The organism is Serratia sp. CC22-02 (assembly GCF_900182895.1).
In the GTDB taxonomy this organism is placed as follows: domain Bacteria; phylum Pseudomonadota; class Gammaproteobacteria; order Enterobacterales; family Enterobacteriaceae; genus Serratia; species Serratia nevei.
Map to the genome: position 1 here is coordinate 325276 of NZ_FXUD01000005.1, position 25300 is coordinate 350575.

At 61.2% G+C, this 25300-nt stretch carries 29 protein-coding genes; 12 read left to right on the plus strand and 17 right to left on the minus strand.

Going from position 1 to position 25300, the window contains the following annotated elements:
- Positions 1–18: 18 nt before the first annotated feature.
- The 3 genes from mltC to mutY all read right to left on the minus strand — a co-directional run bounded on the left by mltC (position 19) and on the right by mutY (position 2528).
- Entirely contained in the window at positions 19–1095 is a 1077-nt protein-coding gene (gene mltC, locus QOL81_RS18470) for a membrane-bound lytic murein transglycosylase MltC (protein WP_004937402.1), read from the minus strand.
- 63 nt (positions 1096–1158) lie between these two features.
- Positions 1159–1431 (minus strand): oxidative damage protection protein, encoded by a 273-nt coding sequence (locus tag QOL81_RS18475; protein ID WP_004937404.1) that lies wholly within the window; start codon positions 1429–1431, stop codon positions 1159–1161.
- The gene (gene mutY / locus QOL81_RS18480; protein WP_004937408.1) at positions 1428–2528 is read right to left on the minus strand and encodes an A/G-specific adenine glycosylase; all 1101 of its coding nucleotides are present in this window, start codon (positions 2526–2528) and stop codon (positions 1428–1430) included. The genes QOL81_RS18475 and mutY overlap by 4 nt, the downstream gene beginning before the upstream one ends.
- Before the next feature lie 177 nt (positions 2529–2705).
- Here mutY and trmB point away from each other — a divergent pair, with 177 nt between their 5' ends.
- From trmB to QOL81_RS18505, 5 genes are all read left to right on the plus strand, one after another.
- The gene (gene trmB, locus QOL81_RS18485) at positions 2706–3425 is read left to right on the plus strand and encodes a tRNA (guanosine(46)-N7)-methyltransferase TrmB (protein ID WP_060441033.1); all 720 of its coding nucleotides are present in this window, start codon (positions 2706–2708) and stop codon (positions 3423–3425) included.
- On the plus strand, positions 3425–3751 hold the full coding sequence (locus QOL81_RS18490) for a YggL family protein (RefSeq protein WP_019456098.1): 327 nt from the start codon (positions 3425–3427) through the stop codon (positions 3749–3751). Before trmB ends, QOL81_RS18490 begins: the two co-directional genes overlap by 1 nt.
- A 91-nt stretch (positions 3752–3842) precedes the next feature.
- Positions 3843–4766 (plus strand): glutaminase B, encoded by a 924-nt coding sequence (gene glsB, locus QOL81_RS18495; RefSeq protein ID WP_033649631.1) that lies wholly within the window; start codon positions 3843–3845, stop codon positions 4764–4766.
- Positions 4767–4796: 30 nt separating this feature from the next.
- Positions 4797–5519 carry a YggN family protein gene (locus QOL81_RS18500; protein WP_038879295.1) on the plus strand — a complete coding sequence of 241 codons (723 nt, stop codon included), beginning with the start codon at positions 4797–4799 and terminating at the stop codon, positions 5517–5519.
- A 100-nt stretch (positions 5520–5619) separates the two neighbouring features.
- Complete coding sequence (locus tag QOL81_RS18505; protein ID WP_100397087.1) at positions 5620–6054, plus strand: DUF29 domain-containing protein; 435 nt, start codon at positions 5620–5622, stop codon at positions 6052–6054.
- Between the two features lie 37 nt (positions 6055–6091).
- Here the strand turns inward: QOL81_RS18505 and hemW are convergent, their stop codons facing one another.
- From hemW to QOL81_RS18535, 6 genes are read right to left on the minus strand one after another with little or no spacing between them, the layout of a single operon-like run.
- Positions 6092–7234 (minus strand): radical SAM family heme chaperone HemW, encoded by a 1143-nt coding sequence (gene hemW / locus QOL81_RS18510; protein ID WP_033635947.1) that lies wholly within the window; start codon positions 7232–7234, stop codon positions 6092–6094.
- Positions 7227–7820, minus strand: a complete 594-nt coding sequence (locus tag QOL81_RS18515) for an XTP/dITP diphosphatase (protein ID WP_060422645.1) — start codon at positions 7818–7820, stop codon at positions 7227–7229. The genes hemW and QOL81_RS18515 overlap by 8 nt, the downstream gene beginning before the upstream one ends.
- A gap of 17 nt (positions 7821–7837) precedes the next feature.
- A complete protein-coding gene (gene yggU / locus QOL81_RS18520; protein ID WP_283439980.1) occupies positions 7838–8128 on the minus strand; it encodes a DUF167 family protein YggU in 291 nt (96 codons plus the stop codon).
- The gene (locus tag QOL81_RS18525; protein WP_019456092.1) at positions 8125–8679 is read right to left on the minus strand and encodes a YggT family protein; all 555 of its coding nucleotides are present in this window, start codon (positions 8677–8679) and stop codon (positions 8125–8127) included. The genes yggU and QOL81_RS18525 overlap by 4 nt, the downstream gene beginning before the upstream one ends.
- A gap of 31 nt (positions 8680–8710) precedes the next feature.
- Positions 8711–9532 (minus strand): pyrroline-5-carboxylate reductase, encoded by an 822-nt coding sequence (gene proC / locus QOL81_RS18530; protein WP_060422650.1) that lies wholly within the window; start codon positions 9530–9532, stop codon positions 8711–8713.
- 19 nt (positions 9533–9551) lie between these two features.
- Positions 9552–10259: a YggS family pyridoxal phosphate-dependent enzyme gene (locus QOL81_RS18535; RefSeq protein WP_060422654.1), complete on the minus strand. Its 708-nt coding sequence runs from the start codon at positions 10257–10259 to the stop codon at positions 9552–9554.
- 20 nt (positions 10260–10279) lie between these two features.
- Between QOL81_RS18535 and QOL81_RS18540 the strand changes: the two genes are divergently transcribed.
- Complete coding sequence (locus QOL81_RS18540) at positions 10280–11302, plus strand: type IV pilus twitching motility protein PilT (RefSeq protein WP_283439981.1); 1023 nt, start codon at positions 10280–10282, stop codon at positions 11300–11302.
- Here QOL81_RS18540 and ruvX read toward each other — a convergent pair.
- The 6 genes from ruvX to QOL81_RS18570 all read right to left on the minus strand — a co-directional run bounded on the left by ruvX (position 11299) and on the right by QOL81_RS18570 (position 15501).
- Positions 11299–11721 (minus strand): Holliday junction resolvase RuvX, encoded by a 423-nt coding sequence (ruvX, locus tag QOL81_RS18545; RefSeq protein WP_015379046.1) that lies wholly within the window; start codon positions 11719–11721, stop codon positions 11299–11301. The two genes, QOL81_RS18540 and ruvX, sit on opposite strands and share 4 nt — an antisense overlap.
- Positions 11721–12284 (minus strand): YqgE/AlgH family protein, encoded by a 564-nt coding sequence (locus QOL81_RS18550; RefSeq protein WP_033635940.1) that lies wholly within the window; start codon positions 12282–12284, stop codon positions 11721–11723. The genes ruvX and QOL81_RS18550 overlap by 1 nt, the downstream gene beginning before the upstream one ends.
- A gap of 145 nt (positions 12285–12429) precedes the next feature.
- Positions 12430–13380: a glutathione synthase gene (gshB, locus tag QOL81_RS18555; RefSeq protein WP_047729854.1), complete on the minus strand. Its 951-nt coding sequence runs from the start codon at positions 13378–13380 to the stop codon at positions 12430–12432.
- A 10-nt stretch (positions 13381–13390) separates the two neighbouring features.
- Positions 13391–14122, minus strand: coding sequence for a 16S rRNA (uracil(1498)-N(3))-methyltransferase (gene rsmE / locus QOL81_RS18560; RefSeq protein WP_197757828.1), 732 nt, complete (start codon positions 14120–14122; stop codon positions 13391–13393).
- 69 nt (positions 14123–14191) lie between these two features.
- On the minus strand, positions 14192–14887 hold the full coding sequence (gene endA / locus QOL81_RS18565; RefSeq protein ID WP_038879275.1) for a deoxyribonuclease I: 696 nt from the start codon (positions 14885–14887) through the stop codon (positions 14192–14194).
- 101 nt (positions 14888–14988) lie between these two features.
- Positions 14989–15501, minus strand: a complete 513-nt coding sequence (locus QOL81_RS18570) for a SprT family zinc-dependent metalloprotease (RefSeq protein WP_197757827.1) — start codon at positions 15499–15501, stop codon at positions 14989–14991.
- A 372-nt stretch (positions 15502–15873) separates the two neighbouring features.
- Here QOL81_RS18570 and fumA point away from each other — a divergent pair, with 372 nt between their 5' ends.
- Together fumA and QOL81_RS18580 are read left to right on the plus strand one after the other, a co-directional pair.
- Positions 15874–17520: a class I fumarate hydratase FumA gene (fumA, locus tag QOL81_RS18575; RefSeq protein WP_033635936.1), complete on the plus strand. Its 1647-nt coding sequence runs from the start codon at positions 15874–15876 to the stop codon at positions 17518–17520.
- Between the two features lie 150 nt (positions 17521–17670).
- Positions 17671–18537 (plus strand): helix-turn-helix domain-containing protein, encoded by an 867-nt coding sequence (locus QOL81_RS18580; protein ID WP_048234664.1) that lies wholly within the window; start codon positions 17671–17673, stop codon positions 18535–18537.
- Here QOL81_RS18580 and QOL81_RS18585 read toward each other — a convergent pair.
- On the minus strand, positions 18461–19513 hold the full coding sequence (locus tag QOL81_RS18585) for an XdhC family protein (RefSeq protein WP_060422662.1): 1053 nt from the start codon (positions 19511–19513) through the stop codon (positions 18461–18463). The genes QOL81_RS18580 and QOL81_RS18585 overlap by 77 nt on opposite strands.
- Before the next feature lie 8 nt (positions 19514–19521).
- Positions 19522–20106: a nucleotidyltransferase family protein gene (locus QOL81_RS18590; protein ID WP_197757826.1), complete on the minus strand. Its 585-nt coding sequence runs from the start codon at positions 20104–20106 to the stop codon at positions 19522–19524.
- Between the two features lie 208 nt (positions 20107–20314).
- Here QOL81_RS18590 and QOL81_RS18595 point away from each other — a divergent pair, with 208 nt between their 5' ends.
- From QOL81_RS18595 to tnpA, 4 genes are all read left to right on the plus strand, one after another.
- Positions 20315–23104: a xanthine dehydrogenase family protein molybdopterin-binding subunit gene (locus QOL81_RS18595; RefSeq protein WP_070913722.1), complete on the plus strand. Its 2790-nt coding sequence runs from the start codon at positions 20315–20317 to the stop codon at positions 23102–23104.
- Positions 23101–23655: a (2Fe-2S)-binding protein gene (locus QOL81_RS18600; RefSeq protein ID WP_060441040.1), complete on the plus strand. Its 555-nt coding sequence runs from the start codon at positions 23101–23103 to the stop codon at positions 23653–23655. The genes QOL81_RS18595 and QOL81_RS18600 overlap by 4 nt, the downstream gene beginning before the upstream one ends.
- Complete coding sequence (locus QOL81_RS18605; RefSeq protein ID WP_060441041.1) at positions 23652–24887, plus strand: cytochrome c; 1236 nt, start codon at positions 23652–23654, stop codon at positions 24885–24887. Before QOL81_RS18600 ends, QOL81_RS18605 begins: the two co-directional genes overlap by 4 nt.
- A gap of 192 nt (positions 24888–25079) precedes the next feature.
- Positions 25080–25300: IS200/IS605 family transposase (gene tnpA / locus QOL81_RS18610; RefSeq protein WP_208080681.1), on the plus strand; the 221-nt coding region annotated here is incomplete at its 3' end.

Consider the following 25300-nt stretch of genomic DNA (forward strand, 5'->3'; position numbering starts at 1 on the left):
TTATCCACGCGGAACGCGTTACTTTCTGCGGTAGCTCTTCTGCGCGGTATTCACTTTCACCAGATAGCGGCGCGACTCGGCTGCCGGGTGCTTGGTGGTCAGCGTCTGGTACACGTCGCCCGGTTGCATGCCGTTGATGATGCCCACCGCGCGCGTTCTGTCGCTGGAGAACACCCGCAGCACGCTGCCGGCGCCGCCGTTGTAGGCGGTGATCACCGCATAGCGGCGCGAGGTCGGGTTCTGAATGCCGCCCAGGTAGTTGTTCTGCAGGATAGCCAGATAGGCGGTGCCGGTGTCGATGTTGTTCTCCGGATCGAACAGGTAGCTGCGGCTCGGGGTGCCCCATTTGCCGCGCATCTGGAACACATCCTTACCGGCGGTATGCTGCACCACCTGCATCAGGCCCAGCGCGTCCGAACCGCTCACCGCATACGGGTTGAAGCTCGATTCGGTCTGCATGATCGCCAGGATCAGCGACTCGTCCACGCCGTATTTTTCCGACGCCTTGCGCACCATCGGCAGGTATTTATGCGCACGTTTGTCCAGGTGGTTCGGCACCAGCTGGATGGTGACCGAGTAGATCACGTGCAGGCCGGAGGTACGTTTTTGCAGCTTGGTCTGCAGCAGGTAATCGGCGAAGTGCGCCGCGCGCCATTCCCAGCGGATCGGCGCGCCCTTGTTATCCAGCACCTGGCCGTACAAGAACGGCTCTTTGCTGATCTGGATATCGTTGGCGTCGGAATAGAGATCGATGGACCCCGGATCGTCACCCATCAGCAGTGTGCTGATGATCGCCTGGCGCAGGTGCGCGGCCGGATCGGTGGTGGCGATGGTCTCGATGGTAATGGCGCCGGTGTCGAAGTTGATGTGGCTGCGGGTTTGGTATTGGTCGGTATATTTGACGTAGTCTTTCGGCCCGGCGATCAGAACTTCGTTCAGACCCCAGATGTTCTCGATGTTGTGGGCGAATTGGCCCATCAGAATGTCGAAGCCGTTGGTATCTTTAATCCAGGCTTCGTTGATTTCTTCACTTTTTTTGCCGGAACAGGAGATCAGCAAAGGCGCTATTACGAGCAAAGCTAAAATTTTCTTCATCTTAAAGCCGTTTGGAAGAAGTATAAGAGGATTGAAGCGGGCCAGCGCCTGGCCCCAACAGCGTTATTCGCTCGGCGGCGTATAGCCTTCGATGTGCACGTCGTGCCCTTCGAACAGGAACTTGATCATTTCCTCTTCCAGCAGCTTGCGGTCGTCCACGTTCATCATATTCAGCTTCTTCTCGTTGATCAGCATGGTCTGCTTCTTCATCCACTCGCCCCAGGCTTCCTTGGAGATCTCGTTGTAGATGCGCTTGCCGACGTCACCGGGATAAAGTTGGAAGTCCTGGCCTTCGGCGTCGCGCTGCAGGAAAGTACAAAAAATGGTGCGGCTCATGCTAATTCCTCATCGATGGCGCTATCGCCATATAAGTTTTGTTGGATCGGGGGCTGCTTCGCCAGCTGTTGCAACAGGCGATCCACCGGCGCTGCCAGCCCGACCGACGGCGGCTGCGCTAAGTTATACCAGAGACCTGCGCCCTCATCCATGCCGCTGCCCGCCGCGTCGAGCGACAGCCACATCGGCACGATATCGAGGTGGAAATGGCTGAACGTGTGGCGAAACGCGGTCAGCTGCTCCAGGCGCTTGCCTTTCAGACCGCGCTGCTGCAGCCAGAGTTCCAAATCCACGCGCGCGCTGAACTGCGGGAAGCAGAACAGGCCGCCCCACAGGCCCACCGCCGGGCGCTGCTCCAGCCACACCCGGTCGCCGTGCTGCAGCAATAAGAAGTAGGCGGTTTTTTCCGGCAGGGTCTGCTTGGGTTTCTTGCCGGGGTAGTTGGCCCAGCTGTGGTTGGCGTAAGACAGGCAGCCGACGTTGAGCGGGCAGAGTTCGCACTTGGGCTTGGAGCGGGTGCAGACCATGGCGCCCAGATCCATCATTGCCTGGTTGAACTGGCCGACGCCCTGCGCCGGGGTGACCTCTTCGCTGATTTTCCACAGCCGGTTTTCGACTTCTTTCTTGCCCGGCCAGCCCTCCACCGCGTAGCAGCGGGCCAGCACGCGCTTCACGTTGCCGTCGAGGATCGGATAGTGTTGGCCCAGCGCCAACGACAGCACCGCGCCGGCGGTAGAGCGGCCGACGCCCGGTAAATCGGCGATTTCTGCAAAGGTTGTCGGGAACTCGCCGCCGTGCTGTGCGACAATGGTCTGCGCCGCCTTGTGCAGGTTGCGGGCGCGGGCGTAATAGCCAAGGCCGGTCCACAGATGCAGCACTTCATCGAGTGGGGCTTCCGCCAGCGCGCGCACGTTGGGAAAACGGGCCATAAAGCGCTGAAAATAAGGAATGACGGTGGCAACCTGGGTCTGTTGCAACATCACCTCGGAGAGCCATACTTGATAGGCGGTTTTTTCCAGCTGCCACGGCAGGGTCTTGCGACCGTAGCGCTGATACCAGTCAAGCACCACCTGTGCGAATTGTTGTGCTTGCATCATGAGCAGCGTCGTTATCCGGCAGAAAATGAAGCGAGATTGCAGCATAGAGTCATGGTGCTGTAAACCGGAACTTTCCGACGCCGCACGGCGGGTACAGAAGATGAACACTTGCTAAACCAATGTATCTTTGCATAATGCGCGTTTCCCTAATTGGCAGCCAAACAGACAGAAAGCACTATGATTAATGACGTCATCTCTCCGGAATTTGATGAGAACGGCCGCGCGATGCGCCGTATCCGCAGTTTTGTCCGCCGCCAGGGGCGGCTGACCAAAGGCCAGCAGCACGCGCTGGAGAACTATTGGCCGGTGATGGGCGTGGAGTATCAGGCTGACGCTGTCGATCTCACCGCGTTGTTCGGCCGCGACGCGCCGACGGTGCTGGAGATCGGTTTTGGCATGGGTGCCTCGCTGGTGACCATGGCGGGCAACAACCCGCAGCAGAACTTTTTAGGGATCGAAGTGCACTCGCCGGGCGTGGGCGCCTGCCTGGCCGACGCCCACGAGGCGAAGCTGAGCAACCTGCGCGTGATGTGCCACGACGCGGTTGAGGTGCTGGAAAACATGATCCCGGACGGCTCGCTGGATATGGTGCAGCTGTTCTTCCCCGATCCGTGGCACAAGGCGCGCCATAACAAGCGCCGCATCGTGCAAACGCCGTTTGTCGAACTGGTGCTGCGCAAGCTGAAGACCGGCGGCGTCTTCCACATGGCCACCGATTGGCAACCTTATGCGGAACATATGTTAGAGGTTATGAACGGGGTCGCAGGCTACCGTAATCTTTCCAGCGATAATGATTACGTGCCGCGTCCGGATTCGCGCCCACTGACGAAATTTGAATTACGCGGCCAGCGCCTGGGACATGGCGTTTGGGACTTGATGTTTGAGAGGAAAGAATAATGGCTAAGAACCGCAGTCGTCGTTTACGTAAAAAGTTGCACATTGAAGAATTTCAGGAGCTGGGTTTCTCCGTAGCCTGGCGCTTCGCCGAAGGCACGTCGGTGGAAGACATCGACAGCACGCTGGATACCTTCATCGATGAAGTGATCGAGCCGAACGGCCTGGCGTTTGACGGTAGCGGCTACCTGCAGTGGGAAGGTCTGATCTGCCTGCAGAAGATCGGCCACTGCACCGACGAGCAGCGCGAGCTGGTGAAAAACTGGCTGGAAGCGCGCAAACTGACCGACGTTAAGGTCAGCGATCTGTTCGATATCTGGTGGGATTGATCGCGCTTGCCCGATGAGCGCGGCTTCGCGCCGCGCCGTTTTATTGATCTAAGGTGCCTTAACGGCGCCTTTGTTTTGCCCGGAGTGTGAGGTGGTAACAACATTGGATAACGCGTTGCTGGAGGAAATCCTGCAACAGGTGCGCCCGCTGATTGGCCAGGGGAAAGTGGCCGACTACATCCCGGCGTTGGCGGAAGTGCCCGCCGATCGGCTGGCGATCGCCGTCTGCACGGTGGACGGCGAACTGTTCCAGGCCGGCGACGCCGCGGAGCGCTTCTCCATTCAGTCGATCTCCAAAGTGCTGAGCCTGACGCTGGCGCTGACGCGCTATCAGGAGCCTGAGATCTGGCGGCGCGTCGGCAAAGAGCCTTCCGGCCTGCCGTTCAACTCGCTGCTGCAGCTGGAGATGGAGCAGGGCAAACCGCGCAATCCGTTTATCAACCCCGGTGCGCTGGTGGTGTGCGACATGCTGCAAACCCGGCTCAGCGCCCCCAAACAGCGCATGCTGGAGGTGGTGCGCCAGCTGGCCGGCGAAGACGACCTGGCCTATGACCTGCGGGTGGCGCGCTCCGAGTTCGAACACTCCGATCGCAATGCGGCCATCGCCTATCTGATGAAGTCGTTCGGCAACTTCGAGAACGACGTGATCACCGTGCTGCAAACCTATTTCCACTACTGTGCGCTGCGCATGAGCTGCGTGGAGCTGGCGCGCAGCTTCGTTTATCTGGCCAACCACGGCCGCGATCTCAACGGCGAGACGGTGATCAGCCCGCTGCAGGCCCGGCAGATCAACGCCCTGATGATGACCAGCGGCATGTACGACGGCGCCGGCGAATTCGCCTATCGGGTGGGGATGCCGGGCAAGTCCGGCGTGGGCGGCGGCATCGTGGCCATTGTGCCGGGCGAGCTGTCGATCGTCGTCTGGTCGCCGGAGCTGGATGCTTCCGGCAACTCGCTGGCGGGAACTGCGGCGCTGGAACTGTTGTCTCAACGTATCGGTCGTTCGATTTTTTAATCCCAATCTGGATGGGAGTCAGGAGAAGCTATGTTGAAGAAAACCGGGTTAGCCTTACTGCTGCTGGCGGCGACTGCCGCGCAGGCCCACGCCGAGTACCAATGCAGCGTTAAACCCCAGGACGATGTGATCATCAGCCCGCAGAGCGTGCAGGTGAAAGGCGCCAGCGGCGACCTGCAAATTTCGCCGGATGGCGACGTTATCCGCAACGGTCAGGCGCTGAGCCTGAGCGACAGCCAGCGGCAGAAAGCCTTCAGTTACCAGAGCGCGCTGCGCAAGCAGCTACCGTGGATCGACGACGGCGCGCAGAAACACCTGGAGAAAGCCCGCGCAGCGCTGGATAAGGTGATCGTCAAAGAGCTGGGCAGCAACAGCAACGTGCGCAACCGGCTGACCACCCTCAACGGCCAGCTGAAACAGCAGATGAACCGCATCATCGAGCACCGCAGCGACGGCCTGACCTTCCACCACAAGGCGATTGACCAAGTGGAACAGGATGGCCGCAACATCGTGCAGCAGAGCATGGGCGGCGTGCTGCAGGACAGCCTGAACGAGATGGGCGTCAAACAGGCTGCCAACAGCGGCGGCAACCCGCTGCAGGCGATCATGGGCAACCTGGGCGGCTTGCAGAAGGCGATCCAGAACGAGTGGAACAACCAGGAGCAGGACTTCCAGAACTTCGGTCACGACGTTTGCAACCGCGTCACCGCACTGGAAACCCAGCGCAAGGATCTGCTGAAGGCGTTGAAGTGATTTAAGAACCTTCTCGGCAGTATGTTTTTTGACCTTCTTAAGCTTATCTGACAGACTGGTCAAACTACGTACAGATTTATGGATGTTTACGGAGGACGCTATGAGCCATACACGTTACGAAACCGATGTTGTTGCCTGGGCAAATGAACAGGCCGCTCTTTTGCGCTCCGGAAAATTGTCTGAGATCGATATTGAAAAGATCGCCGAGGAGATTGAGGACGTGGGGAAGAGCGAGCAAAGGGAACTTGCTAGCCGGATGACGGTGCTGATTGCACATTTGCTTAAATGGAAATATCAGCCGGCCAGGCGCGGAACCAGCTGGGAGAAAACGATTAAAGCGCAGCGCAAAGAGGTGCTTTACAGCTTGAAAGAGTCGCCCAGCCTAAAAGGTAAACTGAGCGATGCTGATTGGCTGGATGTCGTCTGGTCGAAGGCCGTTGCGCTCGCTACGGCCGAAACTGGGCTGGATGTATATCCGGAAAACGGCATCTGGGAAACTCAGCAGATTCTGTCTCAGACGTTTTACCCAGATTAACACCAATAAAAAAGCGCTGATTATTCAGCGCTTTTTTTTACTCGTCGTCCGCCAGGAACAGTTCCAGCAGCGAGTTGAGGAACAGTTTGCCCTTCTCGGTGATTTGCCAGTGCTCTGCGGTTTCTTCCAGATAGCCTTTGGCCAGCGCTTCGTCCAGCTGCGGGCGAATGACGCTTTCCGCCAACCCGGTGTAGTTGACGAAGTCGGCGCGCGGCGCAGCTTCCAGCAGGCGGAAGCGGTTCATGAAGAATTCGAACGGCCGATCCGCCGCCGCCACCTCATGCTGCTTGTCCATGTAGTCGCCGCGCATAAAGCCGCGCGGGTGCTTGGTCTTGGCGGTGCGCAGGATGCGCCCGTCGCTGAAGGTCACCTTGCCGTGCGCGCCGCAGCCGATCCCCAGATAGTCGCCGAAGCGCCAGTAGTTGAGGTTGTGCTGGCATTGGTAGCCCGGTTTGGCATAGGCCGAAGTTTCATACTGCTGATAGCCGGCGGCGCTCAGCAGCTGGTGGCCGCGCTCGAAGATGTCCCACAGCGCGTCGTCGTCCGGCAAAACCGGCGGGCGCGAGCTGAACAGGGTGTTCGGCTCGATGGTCAGCTGATACCACGACAGGTGCGGCGGGTTCAGGGCAATAGCCTGGCGCAGATCGTCCAGCGCCTCTTCCAGCGACTGATCCGGCAGGCCGTGCATCAGATCGAGGTTGAAGCTGCGGAGGCCGAGGCCGGTCGCCAGCGTTGCCGCGCGCTTGGCCTCTTCCGGGCCGTGGATGCGCCCTAAGCGGGTCAGCTTCTCGGCGCTGAAGCTTTGCACCCCGATGGAGATGCGGTTGACGCCGGCGCGCTGGTAGCCGCTGAAGCGATCGGCCTCCACGGTGCCGGGGTTGGCCTCCATGGTGATTTCGGCGTCGTCGGCGACGCGAATGCGCGCCCGCACGCCGTCCAGCAAGGCTTGCATCGCCTCTGCGCTCAGCAGGCTGGGGGTGCCGCCGCCGATGAAGATGGTGCTTATCTCCCGGCCGCCGGCCAGCGGCAGATCGGCATCCAGATCCGCCAACAGATGATCGACGTACTCCTGATGCGGCACGTCACCCTTCAGCGCATGGGAGTTGAAGTCGCAGTACGGGCATTTCTGCACGCACCACGGGATGTGAATGTAGAGACTCAGCGGGGGCAGCTTAAGCATTGCGCATGGCTTCCAACATCAGCGTCAGCGCCTTGCCGCGGTGCGAAATCGCCCGCTTCTCGTCGCGGCTCAGCTCGGCGGCGGTGCGGCCCAGCTCCGGCACGTAGAAGACAGGATCGTAACCGAAGCCGCCTTCGCCGGCGGCCTGCTCGGTGATCTCACCGGCCCAGCTGCCGTGGAACACCAGCGGCGTCGGATCTTCTGCATGGCGCAGATAGACCAGCACGCAGTGGAATTGCGCGCCGCGCCGGCCCGGCGCTACGTCTTTCAGCGCCGCCAGCAGCTTATCGAGGTTCTGCCGATCGTCGGCATCTTCACCGGCATAGCGTGCGGAGTAGATGCCCGGCGCGCCGCCCAGCGCGTCGACTGCCAGGCCGGAGTCGTCGGCGATCGCCGGCAGGCCGGTGACCTGTGCCGCATGGCGCGCTTTCAGAATGGCGTTTTCGATAAACGTCAGCCCGGTCTCTTCGGCGGATTCCACGCCGAGATCGGTTTGCGCGACCACGTCCAGGCCGAAATCGGCCAACAGGTCGGCAAGTTCGCGCACTTTGCCCGGGTTACCGGTGGCAAGAACGACTTTTTGCATAATGACTACCTTGAAAATTATTCGATGAGCGCCGCGACCACGGCGGGGATCTGTTGCGGATTCACGATGCGTAACTGTTTATGCCGCCCCAGTTCGCCTTTCTCGATGGTGACGCTGCTTTTCGCCACTTTGAACTGCTTGGCGATAAACTTGATCAAATGGGCGTTGGCTTGGCCGTCGACCGGCGGGGCGGTGATGGTGACTTTCAGTTCGTCGCCATGTAAGCCGATAATTTGGTCGCGGCTGGCTTTCGGCTGAATATATAGCCTGATCGCCAGCCCGTCCAGCACCGGAGTGACTGCACTCACAGCAGGAACCAAAGTTGGGGGAACAGATCCATGCCCAGGTAGTTGAGCAGATAGAGGATCAGGATTACCACCATGGCGGAAAAGTCGATGCCGCCCATCGCCGGGATGATGCGACGGATCGGCGCCATCAAGGGTTCGGTCAGCTGGTACATCACGTAGTCGATCGGGCTGCGGCCCTGGCTTACCCAGCTCATCAGCGCACGAATGATCATTACCCAGAAGATCAGGTAGCCGACGGACTTCACCAGCGAGATCAGGCCGAACAGCAGGTTATAGGGACTGAGCGAGATCGCGCCGTCCTGGATCAGCAGCAGCAACGGGTACTTGATAGTCATCAGCAGGAACGCCAGCAGCAGCGAAGCGCTGTCGATAGGCCCCAGCGACGGGAGGATGCGGCGCAGCGGGCCGACCACGGGTTGGGTGATCTTCACCACAAACTGCGAGAACGGGTTGTAAAAATCGGTGCGCGCCCACTGCATCCAAATGCGCAGCAACAGCACCATCACGTACAGATCAACAACGGTCTTGACCAGGAAAGTCAGCGTTAGCATGAAGTGGTCCTTCTCCTTAACTCGCGGTTATTTAAAATAATTTTTCCATCTCTTGCGCACGGGAAACGGCGGCCTGCATCGCTTGCGCCACGGTTTCCGGCAGTTGGCGTTCGTTGAACACCCGCAGCGCTTCGGCGGTGGTGCCGCCTTTGGAGGTCACCTGCTCGCGCAGCGTGCCCAGCGGCGTATCCGGGTTGGCTTCCACCAGCGCGGCGGCGCCGGAAGCGGCCTGCTGCACCAGATCGCGCGCGGTCTGGCTGTCGAAGCCCATGCGTTCGGCCTCTTTTTGCATCGCCTCCATAAACAGGAAGAAATAGGCCGGGGCGCTGCCCGCGGCGGCGATCACGCCGTTGATGCCATTTTCGTCATCGACCCAGCAAACTTTACCGACCGACGCCATTAAATCGCCGGTGTAGTCGCGATCCTGCCGGCTGACCTGCTCCGGTGCGTACAGCCCGCTCATGCCCTTGCCGACCAGCGACGGGGTGTTGGGCATGATGCGCACGATGTTCAGCTTGTCGCCGAGCAGCTGATAGAAACGGCTGACCTGAATACCGGCGGCGATCGACAGCACCAGCTTGCCTCTGAAATCGACCTGCTCGCGCAGCGGCTGGCAAACGTCGGCCATCAGCTGCGGTTTGACCGCCAGCACCACCACGTCGGCCGCGCGCGCGCAGGCGACGTTGTCGCCGCTGCTGACGATGCCGTAGTCCGCCGCCAGCGCGTCACGGTTTTTCGCCGAAGGGGCGCAGACGCTGATGGATTTGGCTGGATAGCCGCCCGCCACCAGGCCGGCGATGATTGCACGCGCCATGTTGCCGGCGCCGATAAAGGTAATCTTGCGATGTTGCATCAAATCCCTCGTCTGTTTGTCAGGCCTGCGAGTAGTCGCGGGCGCCAAAAATTGCGGTGCCGATGCGCACCAGGGTGCTGCCAGCGGCGATCGCCGCCGCCATGTCGTCCGTCATGCCCATCGACAGCGTATCGGCCTGCGGATAACGCTGGCGCAGGGCGAGAAAGGCATCGTTCATCCGGCTGAATACCGCCAGCTGCCGCTGGTAATCCGCTTCCGGCGCCGGGATGGCCATCAGGCCGCGCAGCGTCAGGTTCGGCAGTGCGGCGATCGCTTCGGCCAACGCCGGCAGCTCGGCCAGCGCGATGCCGGATTTGCTCTGCTCATCGCTGATGTTGATTTGAATCAGCACGTTGAGTGGCGGCATACCGGCCGGGCGCTGATCGCTCAGGCGCTGGGCGATACGCAGCCGGTCTACGGTATGGCACCAGGCGAAGTGTTCCGCCACCAGCCGACTCTTATTGGATTGCAGCGGGCCGATAAAGTGCCACACCAACTCGCCGCTCTGCGGCGACTCGGCGAAATGCCGGATCTTGTCTACCCCTTCCTGCACGTAGTTCTCGCCGAAGGCGCGCTGGCCGGCGGCGATGGCTTCTTCGATCGCCGCCACAGGTTTGGTTTTGCTGACTGCAAGCAGGGCAACTTCTTCTGGCGCCCGCGCGCAGTTTTGCGCGGCGGCCGCGATGCGGTTTCTGACATCCTGCAGGTTCTGTTGGATAGTGCTCATTATTGACCCGGGAGAGTGATATGGATATCGATGAATTCGTGGCCCTTAGTGTAAAGCATAATGCTTCCGATCTGCACCTTTGTGCCGGTCATCCGCCGATGTTGCGCATCGACGGTGAACTGCAGCCGCTGGCGGCGGCGCCAACGCTGACGGCGCAAGGCGTGCAGGCCCTCTGCGACGGATTGCTGAGTGCGCAGCAGCGCGAGAGCCTGCGGCGGCTGGGGCAGCTCGATCTGGCGCTGCACAGGCCGGGTGGGGAGCGGCTGCGGGCCAACGTTTTTCAGCAAAGCGCGGGGATGTCTCTCGCATTGCGGCGCATCGTCGGGCAGGCGCCTTCGCTTGCCGAGCTGGCGGCACCGGCCATCGTCCCGGCACTGCTGCGGCGCGACGACGGGCTTCTCCTGGTCACCGGCGCCACCGGCAGCGGCAAGTCCACCACGCTGGCGGCGATGATCGACGAGATCAACCGGCACCAGCCGCGGCACATTTTGACGCTGGAAGATCCGATCGAATTCCTGCACCGCAGCCGGCGATCGCTGATTCAACAGCGGGAGATCGGCCGCGACAGTCACAGCTTCGATGCGGCGTTGCGCGCTGCGCTGCGCGAAGATCCGGATGTGATCCTGCTGGGCGAGCTGCGCGATGTCGCCACCATTCGGCTGGCGCTCACCGCGGCGGAGACCGGCCATCTGGTGCTGGCGACGCTGCACACCCGCAGCGCGCCGCAGGCGGTGGAACGGCTGGTGGACGTGTTTCCGGCGGAAGAGAAACCCTATGTGCGCGCCCAGCTGGCCGGCAGCCTGCAGGCGGTGATCGCGCAAAAGCTGATGCGGCGGCCCGGCGGCGGGCGAGTGGCGATCTTTGAGGTGCTGACGGCGACGGCGGCGGTCAGCAACCTGATCCGCGAAGGGAAAACCCATCAGTTGGCGAGCGTGTTGCAAACCGGCGCGCAGTCCGGCATGCAAACCTTTGAGCAAGGTTTGCAGCAGCGGATCGATGCCGGAATGCTGGGAGAGTGTGCGGGGGAGTCGGCGGGTGTTTAGCCCAGCTGCCGTTCGAACCAGCTTTCGAGGATCACCACCGCAGAGGCGGAATCCACGCTGCCTTTGTCGAGCGCGCGGAAGCCGCCGCGATCGAACAGGTTGGCGCGCGCTTCCACGGTGCTCAGGCGCTCGTCATGCAGATCGATCTGGATGCCGAAGCGGCCGTGCAGGCGGTTGGCGAACTTGCGCGCCTGGGCGGTTACCGGTTGTTCGGTGCCGTCCATGTTCAGCGGCAGGCCGACCACCACCAGATCCGGCTGCCACTCCTTCAGCAGCTTTTCGATTTTCAGCCAGTCCGGTGAGCCGTCCTGCGCTTTGAAGGCCGGCAGGGCGCGGGCGCTGCCGGTCAACTCTTGGCCGACGGCCGCGCCGATGCTTTTGGTGCCGAAGTCGAAGGCGATAATGGTGCGGTTGCTCATCAGGCGTGTCCTGCGTGGTTGGCGATGCTGCGAATGTCGATACCCAGAAGGTTCCCCGCCTCGCGCCAACGGCTGGCGATCGGCGTGCGGAACAGAATGTCGGTGTTGGCCTCGATGGTCAGCCAGGCGTTCTCCAACACCTCCTGCTCCAGCTGGCCCTTTTCCCAACCTGCATAACCCAGCGCCACCAGCACGTCGTCCGGTTGTTCCGGGGTGCCGAGCGTTTCCAGCACGTCTTTCGAGGTGGTGATCATGGTGTTGGGGGAAATTTGAATGCTGGCACCGAAGCCGTGGCGCGGCGTATGCAGGATAAATCCGCGATCGTCCGCCAGCGGGCCGCCGGCGAACACCGGCTTGTCCAGGCTGATGGCCGGATCGCGCGCAGGCGGCATGATCTTCAGCTTGCTCAGTACCGTGGCTACCGTGAACTGCTCCACCGGTTTATTGATCACCAAACCCATGGCGCCTTCTTCGTTGTGCTCGCAGACGTAAATCACCGAGCGCTTGAAGCGAGGATCCTGCAGGGTGGGCATGGCGATCAGAAAATGGTGCTGTAAATTCATGGCGTTAGTATAAGGTAATCAATGGGTGAGAAAATAAACAGCCGCCAGTATGCGGCTATACCCGCCGCCTTTCAAGCCGCGTGCAAAGGCGTGCTTTGGCGGGCGCGATGCAGGATAGCGGGCGGCAGGCCGCCCGCATGACGCATTACTTCGCCGCCAGGCGCTTTTCAATCGCGTCCATCAGCATGCCGGTAATCGAGATCGGGAATGCCGCCTCAATTTCGCGCGCGCAGGTTGGGCTGGTCACGTTGATTTCGGTCAGTCGATCGCCGATCACGTCCAGGCCGACGAAGATCAGCCCTTTCTCTTTCAGCGTCGGCGCGACAGCGCGGGCGATTTTCCAGTCGCTCTCGCTCAGCGGACGCGCTTCGCCGCGGCCGCCGGCCGCCAGGTTGCCACGGGTTTCGCCCTGCGCCGGAATGCGCGCCAGGCAGTAAGGCACCGGCTCGCCGTCGACGACCAGAATGCGTTTGTCGCCGTCCTTGATCGCCGGCAGGAAGTTCTGCGCCATGCAGAAACGGCTGCCGTGTTCGGTCAGGGTTTCGATGATCACCGACAGGTTAGGATCGTCCTGCTTCACGCGGAAGATAGACGCGCCGCCCATGCCGTCCAGCGGCTTCAGGATGACGTCGCCGTGCTGCTGGTGGAATTTGCGGATGTGCGCGGCGCTGCGGCTGACCAGCGTGTCCGGCGTCAGTTCCGGGAACCAGGCGGTGAACAGCTTCTCGTTGCAGTCGCGCAGGCTTTGCGGCTTGTTGACCACCAGCGTGCCTTTGACTTCGGCGCGCTCCAGAATGTAGGTCGCGTAGATGTATTCGGTATCGAACGGCGGATCCTTGCGCATCAGGATCACGTCCAGATCGTGCAGCGCCAGATCCTGCTCGCTGCCGAAGCTGAACCAGTTCTCCTTGTCTTCCTTCACGCTCAGCAGGCGGGTGCGGGCGCGCCCGTCACCGGCGTGCAGATAGAGATCGTTCATCTCCATGTAGTGCAATTCGTAACCGCGGCGCTGCGCTTCGAGCAGCATGGCGAAGCTGGTGTCTTTCTTGATGTTGATGGAATCGATAGGGTCCATCACGATGCCGAGCTTAATCATCTTTTCTCCTTTAACCCAGGTCGCCGAAGCGGACCTGCAGAGCGGTAATGGCGGTGAGCGCTGTGGTTTCGGTACGCAGCACGCGTGGCCCCAGCAGAATATCAGTAAATCCGTGGTTGGTGGTCATGGCGATTTCGTCGGCGGACAAACCGCCTTCCGGGCCGATCAGCAGGCGGACGCGGTCTACCGGCTGCGGCAGCGTGTTGATGCTGTGGCTGGCGCGCGGATGCAGGTTGAGCTTCAGGCTGCCGTCCTGCTCGGCGCACCAGACTTCCAGCGACATCGCCTCGCGGATTTCGGGAATGCGGTTACGGCCGCACTGTTCGCAGGCGGCGATGGCGATCTTTTGCCATTGCTGGATTTTCTTCGCCAGACGCTCGCCGTCCAGTTTGACGCCGCAGCGCTCGGAAAACAGCGGGGTAATGACGTTGACGCCCAGCTCGATGGACTTCTGAATGGTGAACTCCATCTTCTCGCCGCGCGAGATCACCTGGCCCAGATGCAGGTTGAGCGGCGATTCGATGTCATCCACGCGGCCGTCGCCGAGGCGCACCAGCACGCTCTTTTTGTCCACCCGAACTATCTCGGCGTCGAACACCTGGTTGCTGCCGTCGAACAACTGCAGCGCCTGGCCGGCGCTCATGCGCAGCACGCGGCCGACGTGGTTGGCGGCGTCCTCGCTCAGGGCGATCTCCGCCCGATCGGTCAACGGCTGCGGATGGTAAATGCGGGGTATGCGCATGGGTAGTCTGATCCTGACGAAACGGCGCCGCGGGTTGGCGGCGCCATGAAAGATAAAGGCTATAGTAGGTTAGCTTTTCCGCTGCTGACAAGCCTGTTGAATATAGGGGTTGTGGTTGCCCTGCACCTTGGCGATACGTGCTTCACGCTGACATTCCCATTGGCTCACCGGATATTGCCGGTTCCACACCTCGAACAGCTGGGTTTGCTGGCGTGACAGCCGCAGCTGGTAGCGATCGCGCATGTAGAAGTAGGTGCGGGCAATGGCGCCGCGGGCGCGGGCGGGCGGCTCCGCCTGTTTATTCTTGAAGTCCACCTTCATCGGGCATTGCCCGTATTGGCCTTCACCGCCGTTCCATTGGCTGTACATGAAGTTATTGCGGTCGCCGTTCACTTCGCCGATCGCCGGCTGCAGGTTGTGCAGATCGGTTTCTATCTGGCGATAGGTGGCGTCTTTGTTGCAGTTCTTGCGCCCGCCGTCCTGCCAGCACTGCAGCTGGTGGCCGAACTGCCAGGCCGGCACCACGTGTTCCCACTCGATACGCTGCGCGCGTTGGGCGTTTTTACGCACCTGATAGCCACAGCCGGCGAGATCCGGGATGCCCTTCTTGCCTTGCCAGTCGATGCGGCAGCCGCAGTAAAAACTGCCCGGCGCATCCTGGTTAATCTTGGCCGCCGCCGCCTTGGCCTGAGAAAAATTATTGATGCCGTGCGCCTGTACGGCGCCTGCGGCGAAAACCGCCATAAACAAAATTCTGCGAAGCATATTCCAAAACAGCTCAAAATTGGAAAAGCAGGCAGGGTAACGGAACTTGCCGGCAGTGGCAAATGGCGATATTTGCTTGTTTTAACGTATAAATCGTTTAACTAAAGGTTCTCGCTAGCAAGAAATTTCAGTTTTTCGCCGCACCGGCGGCAGCGGTATTCGCTTTCGCCGCGCAGCACGCGGTTATGGCGGCGAATGGTGAGCTGGTGCTGTCCGCAGCCGCAGCGGTAGGGGAAGGTTTTGCTTTGCACCGAGGCGGTTTCGAAACGGTGAGTGCGGCTGGCGGGGGTCAGCAGTACGCTTTCCATCATCCAGCGCCATTCGCGGCCGTGCGGCGCCACCCGGCCGAATTGGCGAAACACCAGCAGGTGCGCCAGCTCGTGCGGCACCACTTCATCGATAAACGGCTGTTGGTTTTCCAGCAGCAGCAGCGGGTTCAGACGGATTTCCCAGCTTTGCAGCCAGGCGGTGCCCGCGCTGGTGCCGCGTTGCTGATAGACGATGCTGGGTTCGGGGAACTCGACGGCAAAATGCTGGCGTGCCAACTGCAGCTTTTCTCGCAGGCAGCGCATCACCGCTTGTTGCAGCGCGATGGGGATTCTTGGTTTGTTCATTGCGGCCTAGCTTAAGCAATGGCGCGGCGGCTGACAATATGCCCCGGCCTAAATCCGCATCCGACGCTTTCTTGGCGCTGTGCGCCGGTTTTTCGCCACATTGATAAGACGATCGCCGCCGATGGATTGTAATCAATGTGTTAACTGCGGGATAATAAAGCGTGCATGATGAGCCTGTACCCGCAGTTCTCACCGAGCAAGGTTGAAACGCCGCCTGTGGTAATCCCTTACGCAAAGAGCGGTTATTTTGCGATTTGGCGCAATAACTGACTGATTAAAAATACGTAAGGTGGAGGCAGTTTTTTGACAAGGCGCCGAGCCGTGCGCCGCAAGTGTGAATTTAACGCAGCTGATGTTGCAAGTGAGAGATCAATGTCGAATAAACCGTTCCACTATCAAGATCCGTTCCCGCTGAAGAAAGACGATACCGAATACTACCTGCTGAGCCGCGACCACGTTTCCGTGAGCGAATTTGAAGGCCAGGAAATTCTGAAAGTTGCCCCTGAAGCGTTAACCCTGCTTGCCCAGCATGCGTTCCACGACGCCTCGTTCATGCTGCGCCCGGCGCACCAACAGCAGGTGGCCGATATCCTCGACGATCCGGACGCCAGCGAAAACGACAAGTACGTTGCGCTGCAATTTCTGCGTAACTCAGAAATCGCCGCCAAGGGTATTTTACCGACCTGCCAGGACACCGGCACGGCGATCATCGTCGGCAAAAAGGGCCAGCGCGTCTGGACCGGCGGCGGCGATGAAGCGGCGTTGTCGCGCGGGGTGTACAACACCTACATCGAAGAGAACCTGCGCTATTCGCAGAACGCCGCACTGGATATGTATAAAGAGGTCAATACCGGCAGCAACCTGCCGGCGCAGATCGATCTCTACAGCGTGGACGGCGAAGAGTACAAGTTCCTGTGCATCGCCAAGGGCGGCGGTTCCGCCAACAAAACCTATCTGTATCAGGAAACCAAGGCGCTGCTGTCGCCGGGCAAACTGAAAAACTACCTGGTCGACAAGATGCGCACGTTGGGCACCGCGGCTTGCCCGCCGTACCACGTGGCGTTCGTCATCGGCGGCACCTCGGCGGAAGCGACGCTGAAAACCGTCAAGCTGGCCTCGACCAAGTATTACGATGGCCTGCCGACCGAAGGCAACGAGCATGGCCAGGCGTTCCGCGATCTGGAACTCGAAGCGGAACTGCTGCAAGAAGCGCAGAACCTGGGTCTGGGCGCGCAGTTCGGCGGCAAATACTTCGCGCACGATATCCGCGTGGTGCGCCTGCCGCGTCATGGCGCCTCCTGCCCGGTCGGCATGGGCGTCTCCTGCTCGGCGGACCGCAACATCAAAGGCAAGATCAACCGCGACGGCATCTGGCTGGAAAAACTGGAGCACAATCCGGGTAAATTCATTCCTCAGGAACTGCGTCAGGCCGGGGAAGGCGAGGCGATCAAAGTCGATCTCAACCGCCCGATGGCCGAGATCCTTAAACAGCTGTCGCAGTACCCGGTTTCCACCCGCCTGTCGCTGAGCGGCACCATCATCGTCGGCCGCGATATCGCGCACGCCAAGCTGAAAGAGCGTCTGGATCGCGGTGAAGGCCTGCCGCAGTACGTCAAGGATCACCCGATCTACTACGCCGGCCCGGCCAAAACGCCGGAGGGCTACGCGTCCGGTTCGCTGGGGCCAACCACCGCCGGGCGTATGGACTCCTACGTCGATCTGCTGCAATCCCACGGCGGCAGCATGATCATGCTGGCGAAAGGCAACCGCAGCCAGCAGGTGACGGATGCCTGCCACAAGCACGGCGGTTTCTACCTCGGCAGCATCGGCGGCCCGGCGGCGGTGCTGGCGCAGCAGAGCATCAAGAGCCTGGAGTGCGTGGAGTATCCTGAGCTGGGCATGGAAGCGATCTGGAAAATCGAAGTGGAGGATTTCCCGGCGTTTATCCTGGTGGATGACAAAGGCAATGACTTCTTCCAGAAGATCCAGGCCGGTCAATGCTCCAGCTGCCTGAAATAAGCGCGGCCCCCTTCGCCGCCTGCGGGCGGTGAAGGGGAGTGTGTAAAGTCCTGTAGCCTGCTGGACGTCGAGTTTTAACCTGTATACCCTACGCGGATAGCACTAAAATTCGACTAATGGAATATCGGCAACAGAAGGTTCGGCAAGCACATGGGTACGCAGGAAAGTCATATCAAGGAATTGCTGGTCTGGATTGAAGATAACCTGACCAATCCGCTGTCGTTGGATATCGTTTCCGCCAAGTCAGGCTATACGAAATGGTACCTGCAGCGCATGTTCAAGAAGCAGACCGGATTGTCGTTAGCCTCGTACATCCGCGCTCGCCGCCTCTACCTCGCCGCTTTCGCCTTGCGTTTCACGCAGAAGAGCATTCTCGATATCTCGGTCGAATACCAATTCGATAACCAGCAGACGTTCTCGCGCTGTTTCAAGAAACACTTCGCCGAATCGCCCAGCGTGTATCGCCATGCCCGCAAGCAGGACTTCAGCAATCTGGTGCGTTCGCTGGCGGCCAGCCAGCCCGGCGATATTCAGGTTGAACGCGTCAGCATCGCCCGGGGGCAATACGCCTTTCACGGCAAGCGGTACGCTTATCACCTGGATATCGAGAAGCTGGACAAGTCGCACCTGCCACAGCGCAGCGCGCTGCGGGGGCAGTTCTACACCTTGTTGGGCGAGCGCCCGACGCAAACCTATTCGTTTACCCAGCTGGTGCCGGACGGCGAACGGGTCAGGGTCGATTATACCCTGGGCGTGACGACGGAATACCCGCTGCGCGAAGGCGTGGTGCTGGAGCCACTGCCGGAGATCCACGGCGAGTTTTGCCGTTTTCGCTATTCCGGCAAGCCGGTGGCGCTCAACGACCACATCATTCAGATCTACACGCAGGTGTTGCCCGAAATGGGGCTGGCCCGCGGTGACGGGCCGGACATTACGGTGTTCAGCTATTCGCTGAGCGGGAAAGAGGAACTGCATCTGGAGCTGCAGCATCTGGTGCCGGTGGTGCCGCTGCATTGATCCCGTCGGCGGCCGGCAGCCGGTTTTTGTGCTGCACGATCGCCGCCATCACTGCCAGGGCGATCTCCGCCGGGGTTTTGCTGCCCAGCGGCAGGCCGATCGGCGCATGGATGCGTTCCAGCTCCTGCGGCGTGAATTCGGCAATCTGCTGCAAACGCTGGCGCCGCCGCGCGCTGTTTCTGAGCGATCCCATGGCCCCGATGTAAAACGCCGGGGTGTGGATCGCTTCCATCAGCGTCAGGTCGTCCATGCGCGGATCGTGGGTCAGCGCCACGACGGCGGTATTGGCGTGGCATCCCCCTTCTTCAATAAATTTGGCCGGAAACTGGCGCAGCAACGTCACGCTCGGTTTCAGCTCGGCGGCAAAGTTATCCAGCACCTCCGGGCGGTTCTCGCACACCAGCACCTCAAACCCCAGCGCCACGGCGAAATCGGCGCAGTACAGCGCCACGCTGGACAGCCCGGCGATCAGCAGGCGCGGCGCGGCCGCGATGTGCAGGGTGATCTGCTCGAGCCGGCGTTCGACCTGCGTGGCGCTGGTGAAGTGGCTTTGCTCGAGGCTGTGGCAGGCGTTGGGCAGCGTCAGGCGTTTGATCAACGCGTGATGCCCTTCCAGCGCGCCGGCGATGCGTTGCAGGTAAGCGATGCTGTCTTCACCCGCCGGCAGGTATTCGATCAGCACGTCCAGCACGCCGCCGCAGGGCAGCGCCACGTTGGGCGTCATGCCGCCTTCGCCGTAACGGATCACCTGGCTGGCCGCCTGATACTCCCCGGCGGCCACGCGGCGCAAAAAATCCTCCTCCACGCAGCCGCCCGACAGCGAACCGCTGTAGCGGCCGTCGCGGGTCGCCGCCATCAGCGCGCCCGGCGACCTCGGCGAAGAGCCATAGGTACTGAGCACGGTGCATAACCAGACCGGCTGTTGCTGCAGCCAGCTTATCGCCTGGCTGACCACGGTGACATCAAGATGTTGCATAGGTGAATTTACTCGCTGGCCGGGAGTTGCGATGGAAGATCAATATCCTGCACGACGCCGGGGTGCTCAAGCGGCAGCAGGTGCACTGCCGCGCCTTGCAGCAGTTCACGCGCGCCATTATCGCCGCGCAGTTGGCAAAGTGGTTTGCGCAATAGGGCGGAAAAGCCGACCGGGTGGCCGGGCTGTTGCGCATAGCAGGGGCGCACGATCGCGTGCTGCCGTAAGGCATCCGCCACCTGCCGGAAAACCTCGGCGCCGACGAACGGCATATCGGCCAGGTGGATCAGCCAACCCTGCCAGTGCGGCGTGGCCGCAACGCCCGCGGCGATCGAGTCGCCGAGGCCCGAACTGGCGAGCAGGGTGACCGGCACCTGCTTGGCGGCGCAGGCTGCCAGCACCGGCAGATTATCCGGCCGGGTCACCACCTGTACCGGCAGGCCGGAGGTCAATGCCTGGCGCAGGGTGTGTTCGAACAGCGATCGCCGCTCGCCCGCCGCATCGGCAAATCCGGCGTTCAATTTGTTGCCCTGGCCGCCGGCCTGAATAAAGCGCTCCCCGCGTCCGGCGGCGGTAATGACAATGCCCGTGGTCATGGTTGAAGTCCGCGTTTGCGCAAATTATTTATTAGCCTACAAACTACCTGTGTTTTGTAAATGTTTTTTTGTTGAAAACAACCTGTTAATCATCACATAATTTTAGTTATAAGCATATGCTTATGACGTCTACGGCAAGGTCGTCAGCGTTTGCGCAACAACACCGCGAACAAAAACCAATTACAAGAAAGACGTGAAGGACTTATTTATGAGCAATTTCAACCCGTCGCGGCGCCGCTTTATCAAAAGCGCCGTGATTGCGGGGGTGTCTGTGTATCTCGCGCCCCTGTACAGCCGCGCCTACGCCGCGCTGTTCGAGCAAAAAATCCTCCAGTCACCCAACTGGGATCCGCAGACCAAACGCGTCCGTTTCCGTATCGATGGCCGCGCCAAGGTCATGGGGCAGAAGGTGTTCGCGCGCGATATCCGCGCGGTGGACATGCCGCACTGGCCGCAGAAACAGGCGCACGCCTTCATTCTGCGCGTCACCAAAGCCGACCGGCTGTTCGAAGGGGTCGATCTGTCGCTATTGGGGGACGACCTGCAGCCGGATCGCCTGGTGACGGCGGAAGATCTGGCGCGCGACGGCCTGGCCTTCCCGGCGTTCTACGGTGACGACATGCTGCTGCCGAGCGGCAAAACCCCGGCCTACCTCGGCCAGGCGGTGGCGATCCTGATCTATCACGACTTCGCCCGTTTCCGCTTCGCCAAGGACAAGCTGAAATTCCGCGAAGAGACCATCAAATACGGCGCGGTCACCGGCCCGCTGGAGCGCGATCCCTGGGGCAGCTTCCGCTATGTGCGGGTGGGGGGCGATCAACCGTTCGACGACGATCGCTTCTCCAGCCTGAAGGACACGCCAATCTTCCCGGTATCGATGAAAAAACATCTGCCGGTGTGGCCGGAAGGGCGCGAGGGCGGCAAGCTGGATCAGGAAGGCATGCGCTATGCGGGCCTGATCGCCGACGAGATGGCAAACCCGCCGGCCGATTGGCTGGTGATGTCACGCCGCTACACTACGCAGTCGATCGATACCTCGGCGCTGGAGCCGGACAACGCCAACGGCTGGTTCGACGCCGAGACGCAAACGCTGCATCTGGTGGTGCCGACCCAGTCGCCGCAGGAAGTGGCCGACGAGATGCCGCGCATGCTGGCCAAGCGCAATCCGCCGGTGAAACAGCTGATCCTGCACCCGTGCTACACCGTGGGCTACGGTTCGAAAGATCACTACAACTTCCCGTATTACGGCGCAGTGGCGGCGATGTACGGCGACGGCCACCCGGTGCGCCTGGCCAATGACCGCTTCGAGCAGTTCCAGACGGCGCTGAAGCGCCACGCGTTCGATATGAATTACCGCATTGCGGTGAATCGCCAGACCGGCGTTATGCAGTCGTTCCTCGGTGACATGACCGCGGACGGCGGCGGCCGCAGCAACTTTACCCCTTCGGTGGTGATGGTCGGCGCGACCGCCGCCCAGTCTATTTACTACTTCCCGAAAAGCGATCTGTCGTCGGTCGGGCTGGCCTCACGCGCCATCGACGCCGGTTCGGCGCGCGGTTACGGCACGCTGCAGAGCATGGCCGCCACCGAGATGATGGTGGATGAGCTGGCCGCTGAACTGAAGATCGACCCGATCGAGTTCCGCCTGCGCAACGTGCTGAAATCCGGCATGAAAAATACCCAGGGGGCGATCCCGGCCGGTGCGATCCGTGCCGATGAAGTGCTGGAGAAGGCGGCGAAGCATGAGATGTGGCTCAAGCGCGCCGAACGCAAGGCCGAGTTTGAGAGCCGCCATCCCGGCAAGCGCTATGGCGTTGGCTTCGGCTGCGTGCAGAAAGACTTCGGCACCGGGGCGGAAACCTCGTTCGCCCGGGTGGAGCTGAGCGAAGACGGCCGCATCACGCTGCATCACAGCGGCGCGGAGATGGGCACCGGCATGTCGACCTCGCAGTCGGTGCTGTGCGCACAGTGGCTGGGCAAACCGGCCGACGAAGCGCATTTCTCGGTCACCGACTGGTCGGTGCTGCCGATGGTCACCAGCGGCGATCCTTACCTGATGTCGCAAGAGGAGCAGGATAAGCTGCAAACCAACCCTAACTGGACGCCGAGCTACTGCTCGCCGTCCAGCGCCAGCAACTCGGCCTATTACTTCTCGCATAGCACCCGCGAAGCGGCGCGCCTGATCTTCGATCGCGGCCTGTGGCCGGCGGCGATGGCGCTGTGGCAGGCCGGCATCGGCGGCGGCCAGGCGGCGCCGCTGGTGGTGCGGCGTGAAGATGCGCGTTGGGTCGAGGGCGGCCTGACGGCGGCGGGCATGTCGGTGCTGAGCCTCGAGCTGCTGGCCAAGACGGCCTATCAGATGGGCGGCGTCACCGGCGCGGCGGTGCACGTTTTCAACCGCTGGCAGTGGGCGGAGGCCGATTTCACGCTGAACGGCAAAAGCGAACGCCTGCCGATCGACGGCATGGCGCTGCGCAACGCCGGCGGTGAATTCAAACCGCTGGCACGCGGGCAGGTCTACTACCCGCCAACCCAGCGCAACAATGCGGCGGTGACCTACTACAGCGCCGTTGGCACGCTGGCGGAAGTGGCGGTGGATATCGCCACCGGCCAGGTGGAATTGCTGAATCACCATTCGATCATGGAGTGCGGCAACCTGATCGTGCCGGAACTGGTTTCCGGCCAGCTGCAGGGCGGGCTGGCGATGGGGATCGGCCATGCTCTGCACGAATATTTACCGCTGTACGAAGACGGCCCGGGCAACGGCACCTGGAACTTCAACCGTTACCATCTGCCGCGCGCCAGCGACGTAGCGGTGTGGAAACAGAGCGGCGACATCCTGCCGGCGCTGTCGGAAACCGATCCGCCGAAAGGCATGGCGGAGGTGGTGATGATCCCGATCGTGGCCGCGCTGGTCAACGCCATCGCCGACGCCACCGGCCACCGTTTCCGTGATTTGCCCGTTCGTGCAGAAAATATTCGTGAGGTATTACAATGAGCATTAAAACCCAGCCGATCTCCCTGACCATCAACGAGAAGCAGTACGGCCCGATCGAGGTGCCGGAAGGCTTGATGATGATCGATTTCCTGCACGAGTACCTTGACCTGACCGGTTCGCGCCTCGGCTGTGGGCAGGGCATTTGCCACGCCTGCGTGGCGATCGTCGATCACCCGAGCGGCACTAGCGAAGAGGTGCGCACCTGCATCACCGGCGCGCATTTCTTCAACGGCAAGAAAGTGCGTACCGTCGAAGGCCACGCCAAGATGGACGAGCAGGGCGAGGTGGTTGAGCTGTCGCCGATCCAGCAGGCGTTTCTGGAGCACTACAGCTTCCAGTGCGGCTACTGCACGCCGGGCTTCGTCAATGCCGCCACCATTTTCGTGGAAAAGCTCAAGCGTGAACCTATCGCTCGCGAGCAGCTGGAAAGCGCCATCGAGCAGGCGCTGGACAGCCACATCTGCCGCTGTACCGGCTACGTGCGCTACTACGAAGCGGTGCGCGACGTGGTGCTGAAAACGCCGGGCCTGCTGAAGGAGACGGCGCAATGAAAAAACGTCTCGCAGTATTGATTGTGCTGGTGGCGATCGTGGTGATAGCGCTGCTGTGGTGGCGGGAAAACCGCCGTTACGACGGCCCGGTGCAGCAGGTGACCGCCGGTGCCGAACAGATCGCCCGCGGCCGCTATCTGGCGCAGGCCGCCGACTGCGCCGCCTGTCATACCGCCAGCGGCGGGGCGCCGTTGGCCGGCGGCTATCCGCTGGAAACGCCGTTCGGCACGATTTACGGCAGCAATCTGACGCCGTCGGCCGACCACGGCATCGGGCGCTGGACCAAGGACGACTTCTTCCTGGCGCTGACGCAGGGCGTGGCGCCGGGCGGGCGACACCTGTACCCGGCGATGCCTTACACTTCGTACAAGGGCATGTCGCGTCAGGATGCCGACGACATCTACGCTTACCTGATGACGCGCCCGGCGGTGGACGTCGCCATTCCTGCCAACGAGATGCCGTTCCCGTTCAACCAGCGCATGGCGCTGATCGGCTGGAACCTGCTGTTCCGCAGCCAGGATCCGCTGCCGGCCAGTTCGCAGGGCAGTTCGCCGCAATGGCAGCGCGGCCGCTATCTGGCCGACGTGCTGGGGCACTGTGGCGAATGCCACACGCCGCGCGGCGCGCTGGGGCAGATGGATCTCGCCAAGCCGATGCAGGGCGGCGATCTCGGCCGCTTCATGGCGCCGGACATTACGCCGCACGGCCTGGCGCAGCGCGGCTGGACGCCGCAGGACGTCAGCCGCTTCCTCAGCACCGGCCTCGCGCCGCAGGGTTCCGCCTTCAGCGAAATGCACATGGTGGTGGATCTCAGCACCCGTCATTTGACGCCGGAAGACCATCAGGCGCTGGCGCTGTATCTGATGGGCGAGCAGCCGCCGGCGGCGGTGCCGGTGAAAATGGGCCAGGGTAGCGATGCCGGGCGCATGGCCTATCTGGATCAGTGCGCTGGCTGTCACGCGCGTGAAGGCGAGGGCAAACCGCACGTGGCACCGGCGATGCGCGATAATGCCACGCTGCGCCAGGCGGACGGCAAGAACCTGATCGTGTCGGTGCTGGACGGCCTGCCGGCCCAGCAGTTCCCGAACGATGAAAGCATGCAGAGCATGCCGGGCTTCGGCGAGCGGCTGAGCGATGCCGAAGTGGCGGAGCTGGTGAATTACCTGCGCGTGACCTGGGGCGGCTTGCCGGCGGATATCACCGCCGAGCAGGTGAAAGCGCTGCGCAAGTAAGCGGCGTTCAGGCGAAAAAAATGGCCCGCATCTGCGGGCCATTTTATTGTGCACCGAAAACCCCCAGCTAGGCTGGGGGTTCCGTAAAGCTTACAGCTTTGAGTATGCTTTTAAAGCCCCTTTTGATTTGTTAGAAAACCTTGCGGTCTGGCAACTGCAAAGGTTCATTCGAAGAATCGAAAGGAGGTCCCGATGGGGGACGAAAAGAGCTTAGCGCACACGCGATGGAACTGTAAATATCACATAGTATTTGCCCCAAAGTACCGGAGGCAGGTGTTCTACAGCGAAAAACGTAGAGCAATAGGCAGCATATTAAGAAAGCTATGTGAATGGAAATGCGTAGCGATCCTGGAAGCAGAATGCTGTCCAGATCATATCCACATGCTTGTGGAGATCCCGCCGAAAGTGAGTGT

Coding starts and splice junctions, on each gene's coding strand:
- mltC (WP_004937402.1), bottom strand. CDS start 1,095: ATGAAGAAAATTTTAGCTTTGCTCGTAATAGCGCCTTTGCTGATCTCC.
- QOL81_RS18475 (WP_004937404.1), bottom strand. CDS start 1,431: ATGAGCCGCACCATTTTTTGTACTTTCCTGCAGCGCGACGCCGAAGGC.
- mutY (WP_004937408.1), bottom strand. CDS start 2,528: ATGATGCAAGCACAACAATTCGCACAGGTGGTGCTTGACTGGTATCAG.
- trmB (WP_060441033.1), top strand. CDS start 2,706: ATGATTAATGACGTCATCTCTCCGGAATTTGATGAGAACGGCCGCGCG.
- QOL81_RS18490 (WP_019456098.1), top strand. CDS start 3,425: ATGGCTAAGAACCGCAGTCGTCGTTTACGTAAAAAGTTGCACATTGAA.
- QOL81_RS18500 (WP_038879295.1), top strand. CDS start 4,797: ATGTTGAAGAAAACCGGGTTAGCCTTACTGCTGCTGGCGGCGACTGCC.
- QOL81_RS18505 (WP_100397087.1), top strand. CDS start 5,620: ATGAGCCATACACGTTACGAAACCGATGTTGTTGCCTGGGCAAATGAA.
- hemW (WP_033635947.1), bottom strand. CDS start 7,234: ATGCTTAAGCTGCCCCCGCTGAGTCTCTACATTCACATCCCGTGGTGC.
- QOL81_RS18515 (WP_060422645.1), bottom strand. CDS start 7,820: ATGCAAAAAGTCGTTCTTGCCACCGGTAACCCGGGCAAAGTGCGCGAA.
- QOL81_RS18525 (WP_019456092.1), bottom strand. CDS start 8,679: ATGCTAACGCTGACTTTCCTGGTCAAGACCGTTGTTGATCTGTACGTG.
- proC (WP_060422650.1), bottom strand. CDS start 9,532: ATGCAACATCGCAAGATTACCTTTATCGGCGCCGGCAACATGGCGCGT.
- QOL81_RS18535 (WP_060422654.1), bottom strand. CDS start 10,259: ATGAGCACTATCCAACAGAACCTGCAGGATGTCAGAAACCGCATCGCG.
- QOL81_RS18540 (WP_283439981.1), top strand. CDS start 10,280: ATGGATATCGATGAATTCGTGGCCCTTAGTGTAAAGCATAATGCTTCC.
- ruvX (WP_015379046.1), bottom strand. CDS start 11,721: ATGAGCAACCGCACCATTATCGCCTTCGACTTCGGCACCAAAAGCATC.
- QOL81_RS18550 (WP_033635940.1), bottom strand. CDS start 12,284: ATGAATTTACAGCACCATTTTCTGATCGCCATGCCCACCCTGCAGGAT.
- gshB (WP_047729854.1), bottom strand. CDS start 13,380: ATGATTAAGCTCGGCATCGTGATGGACCCTATCGATTCCATCAACATC.
- rsmE (WP_197757828.1), bottom strand. CDS start 14,122: ATGCGCATACCCCGCATTTACCATCCGCAGCCGTTGACCGATCGGGCG.
- endA (WP_038879275.1), bottom strand. CDS start 14,887: ATGCTTCGCAGAATTTTGTTTATGGCGGTTTTCGCCGCAGGCGCCGTA.
- QOL81_RS18570 (WP_197757827.1), bottom strand. CDS start 15,501: ATGAACAAACCAAGAATCCCCATCGCGCTGCAACAAGCGGTGATGCGC.
- fumA (WP_033635936.1), top strand. CDS start 15,874: ATGTCGAATAAACCGTTCCACTATCAAGATCCGTTCCCGCTGAAGAAA.
- QOL81_RS18580 (WP_048234664.1), top strand. CDS start 17,671: ATGGGTACGCAGGAAAGTCATATCAAGGAATTGCTGGTCTGGATTGAA.
- QOL81_RS18585 (WP_060422662.1), bottom strand. CDS start 19,513: ATGCAACATCTTGATGTCACCGTGGTCAGCCAGGCGATAAGCTGGCTG.
- QOL81_RS18590 (WP_197757826.1), bottom strand. CDS start 20,106: ATGACCACGGGCATTGTCATTACCGCCGCCGGACGCGGGGAGCGCTTT.
- QOL81_RS18595 (WP_070913722.1), top strand. CDS start 20,315: ATGAGCAATTTCAACCCGTCGCGGCGCCGCTTTATCAAAAGCGCCGTG.
- QOL81_RS18600 (WP_060441040.1), top strand. CDS start 23,101: ATGAGCATTAAAACCCAGCCGATCTCCCTGACCATCAACGAGAAGCAG.
- QOL81_RS18605 (WP_060441041.1), top strand. CDS start 23,652: ATGAAAAAACGTCTCGCAGTATTGATTGTGCTGGTGGCGATCGTGGTG.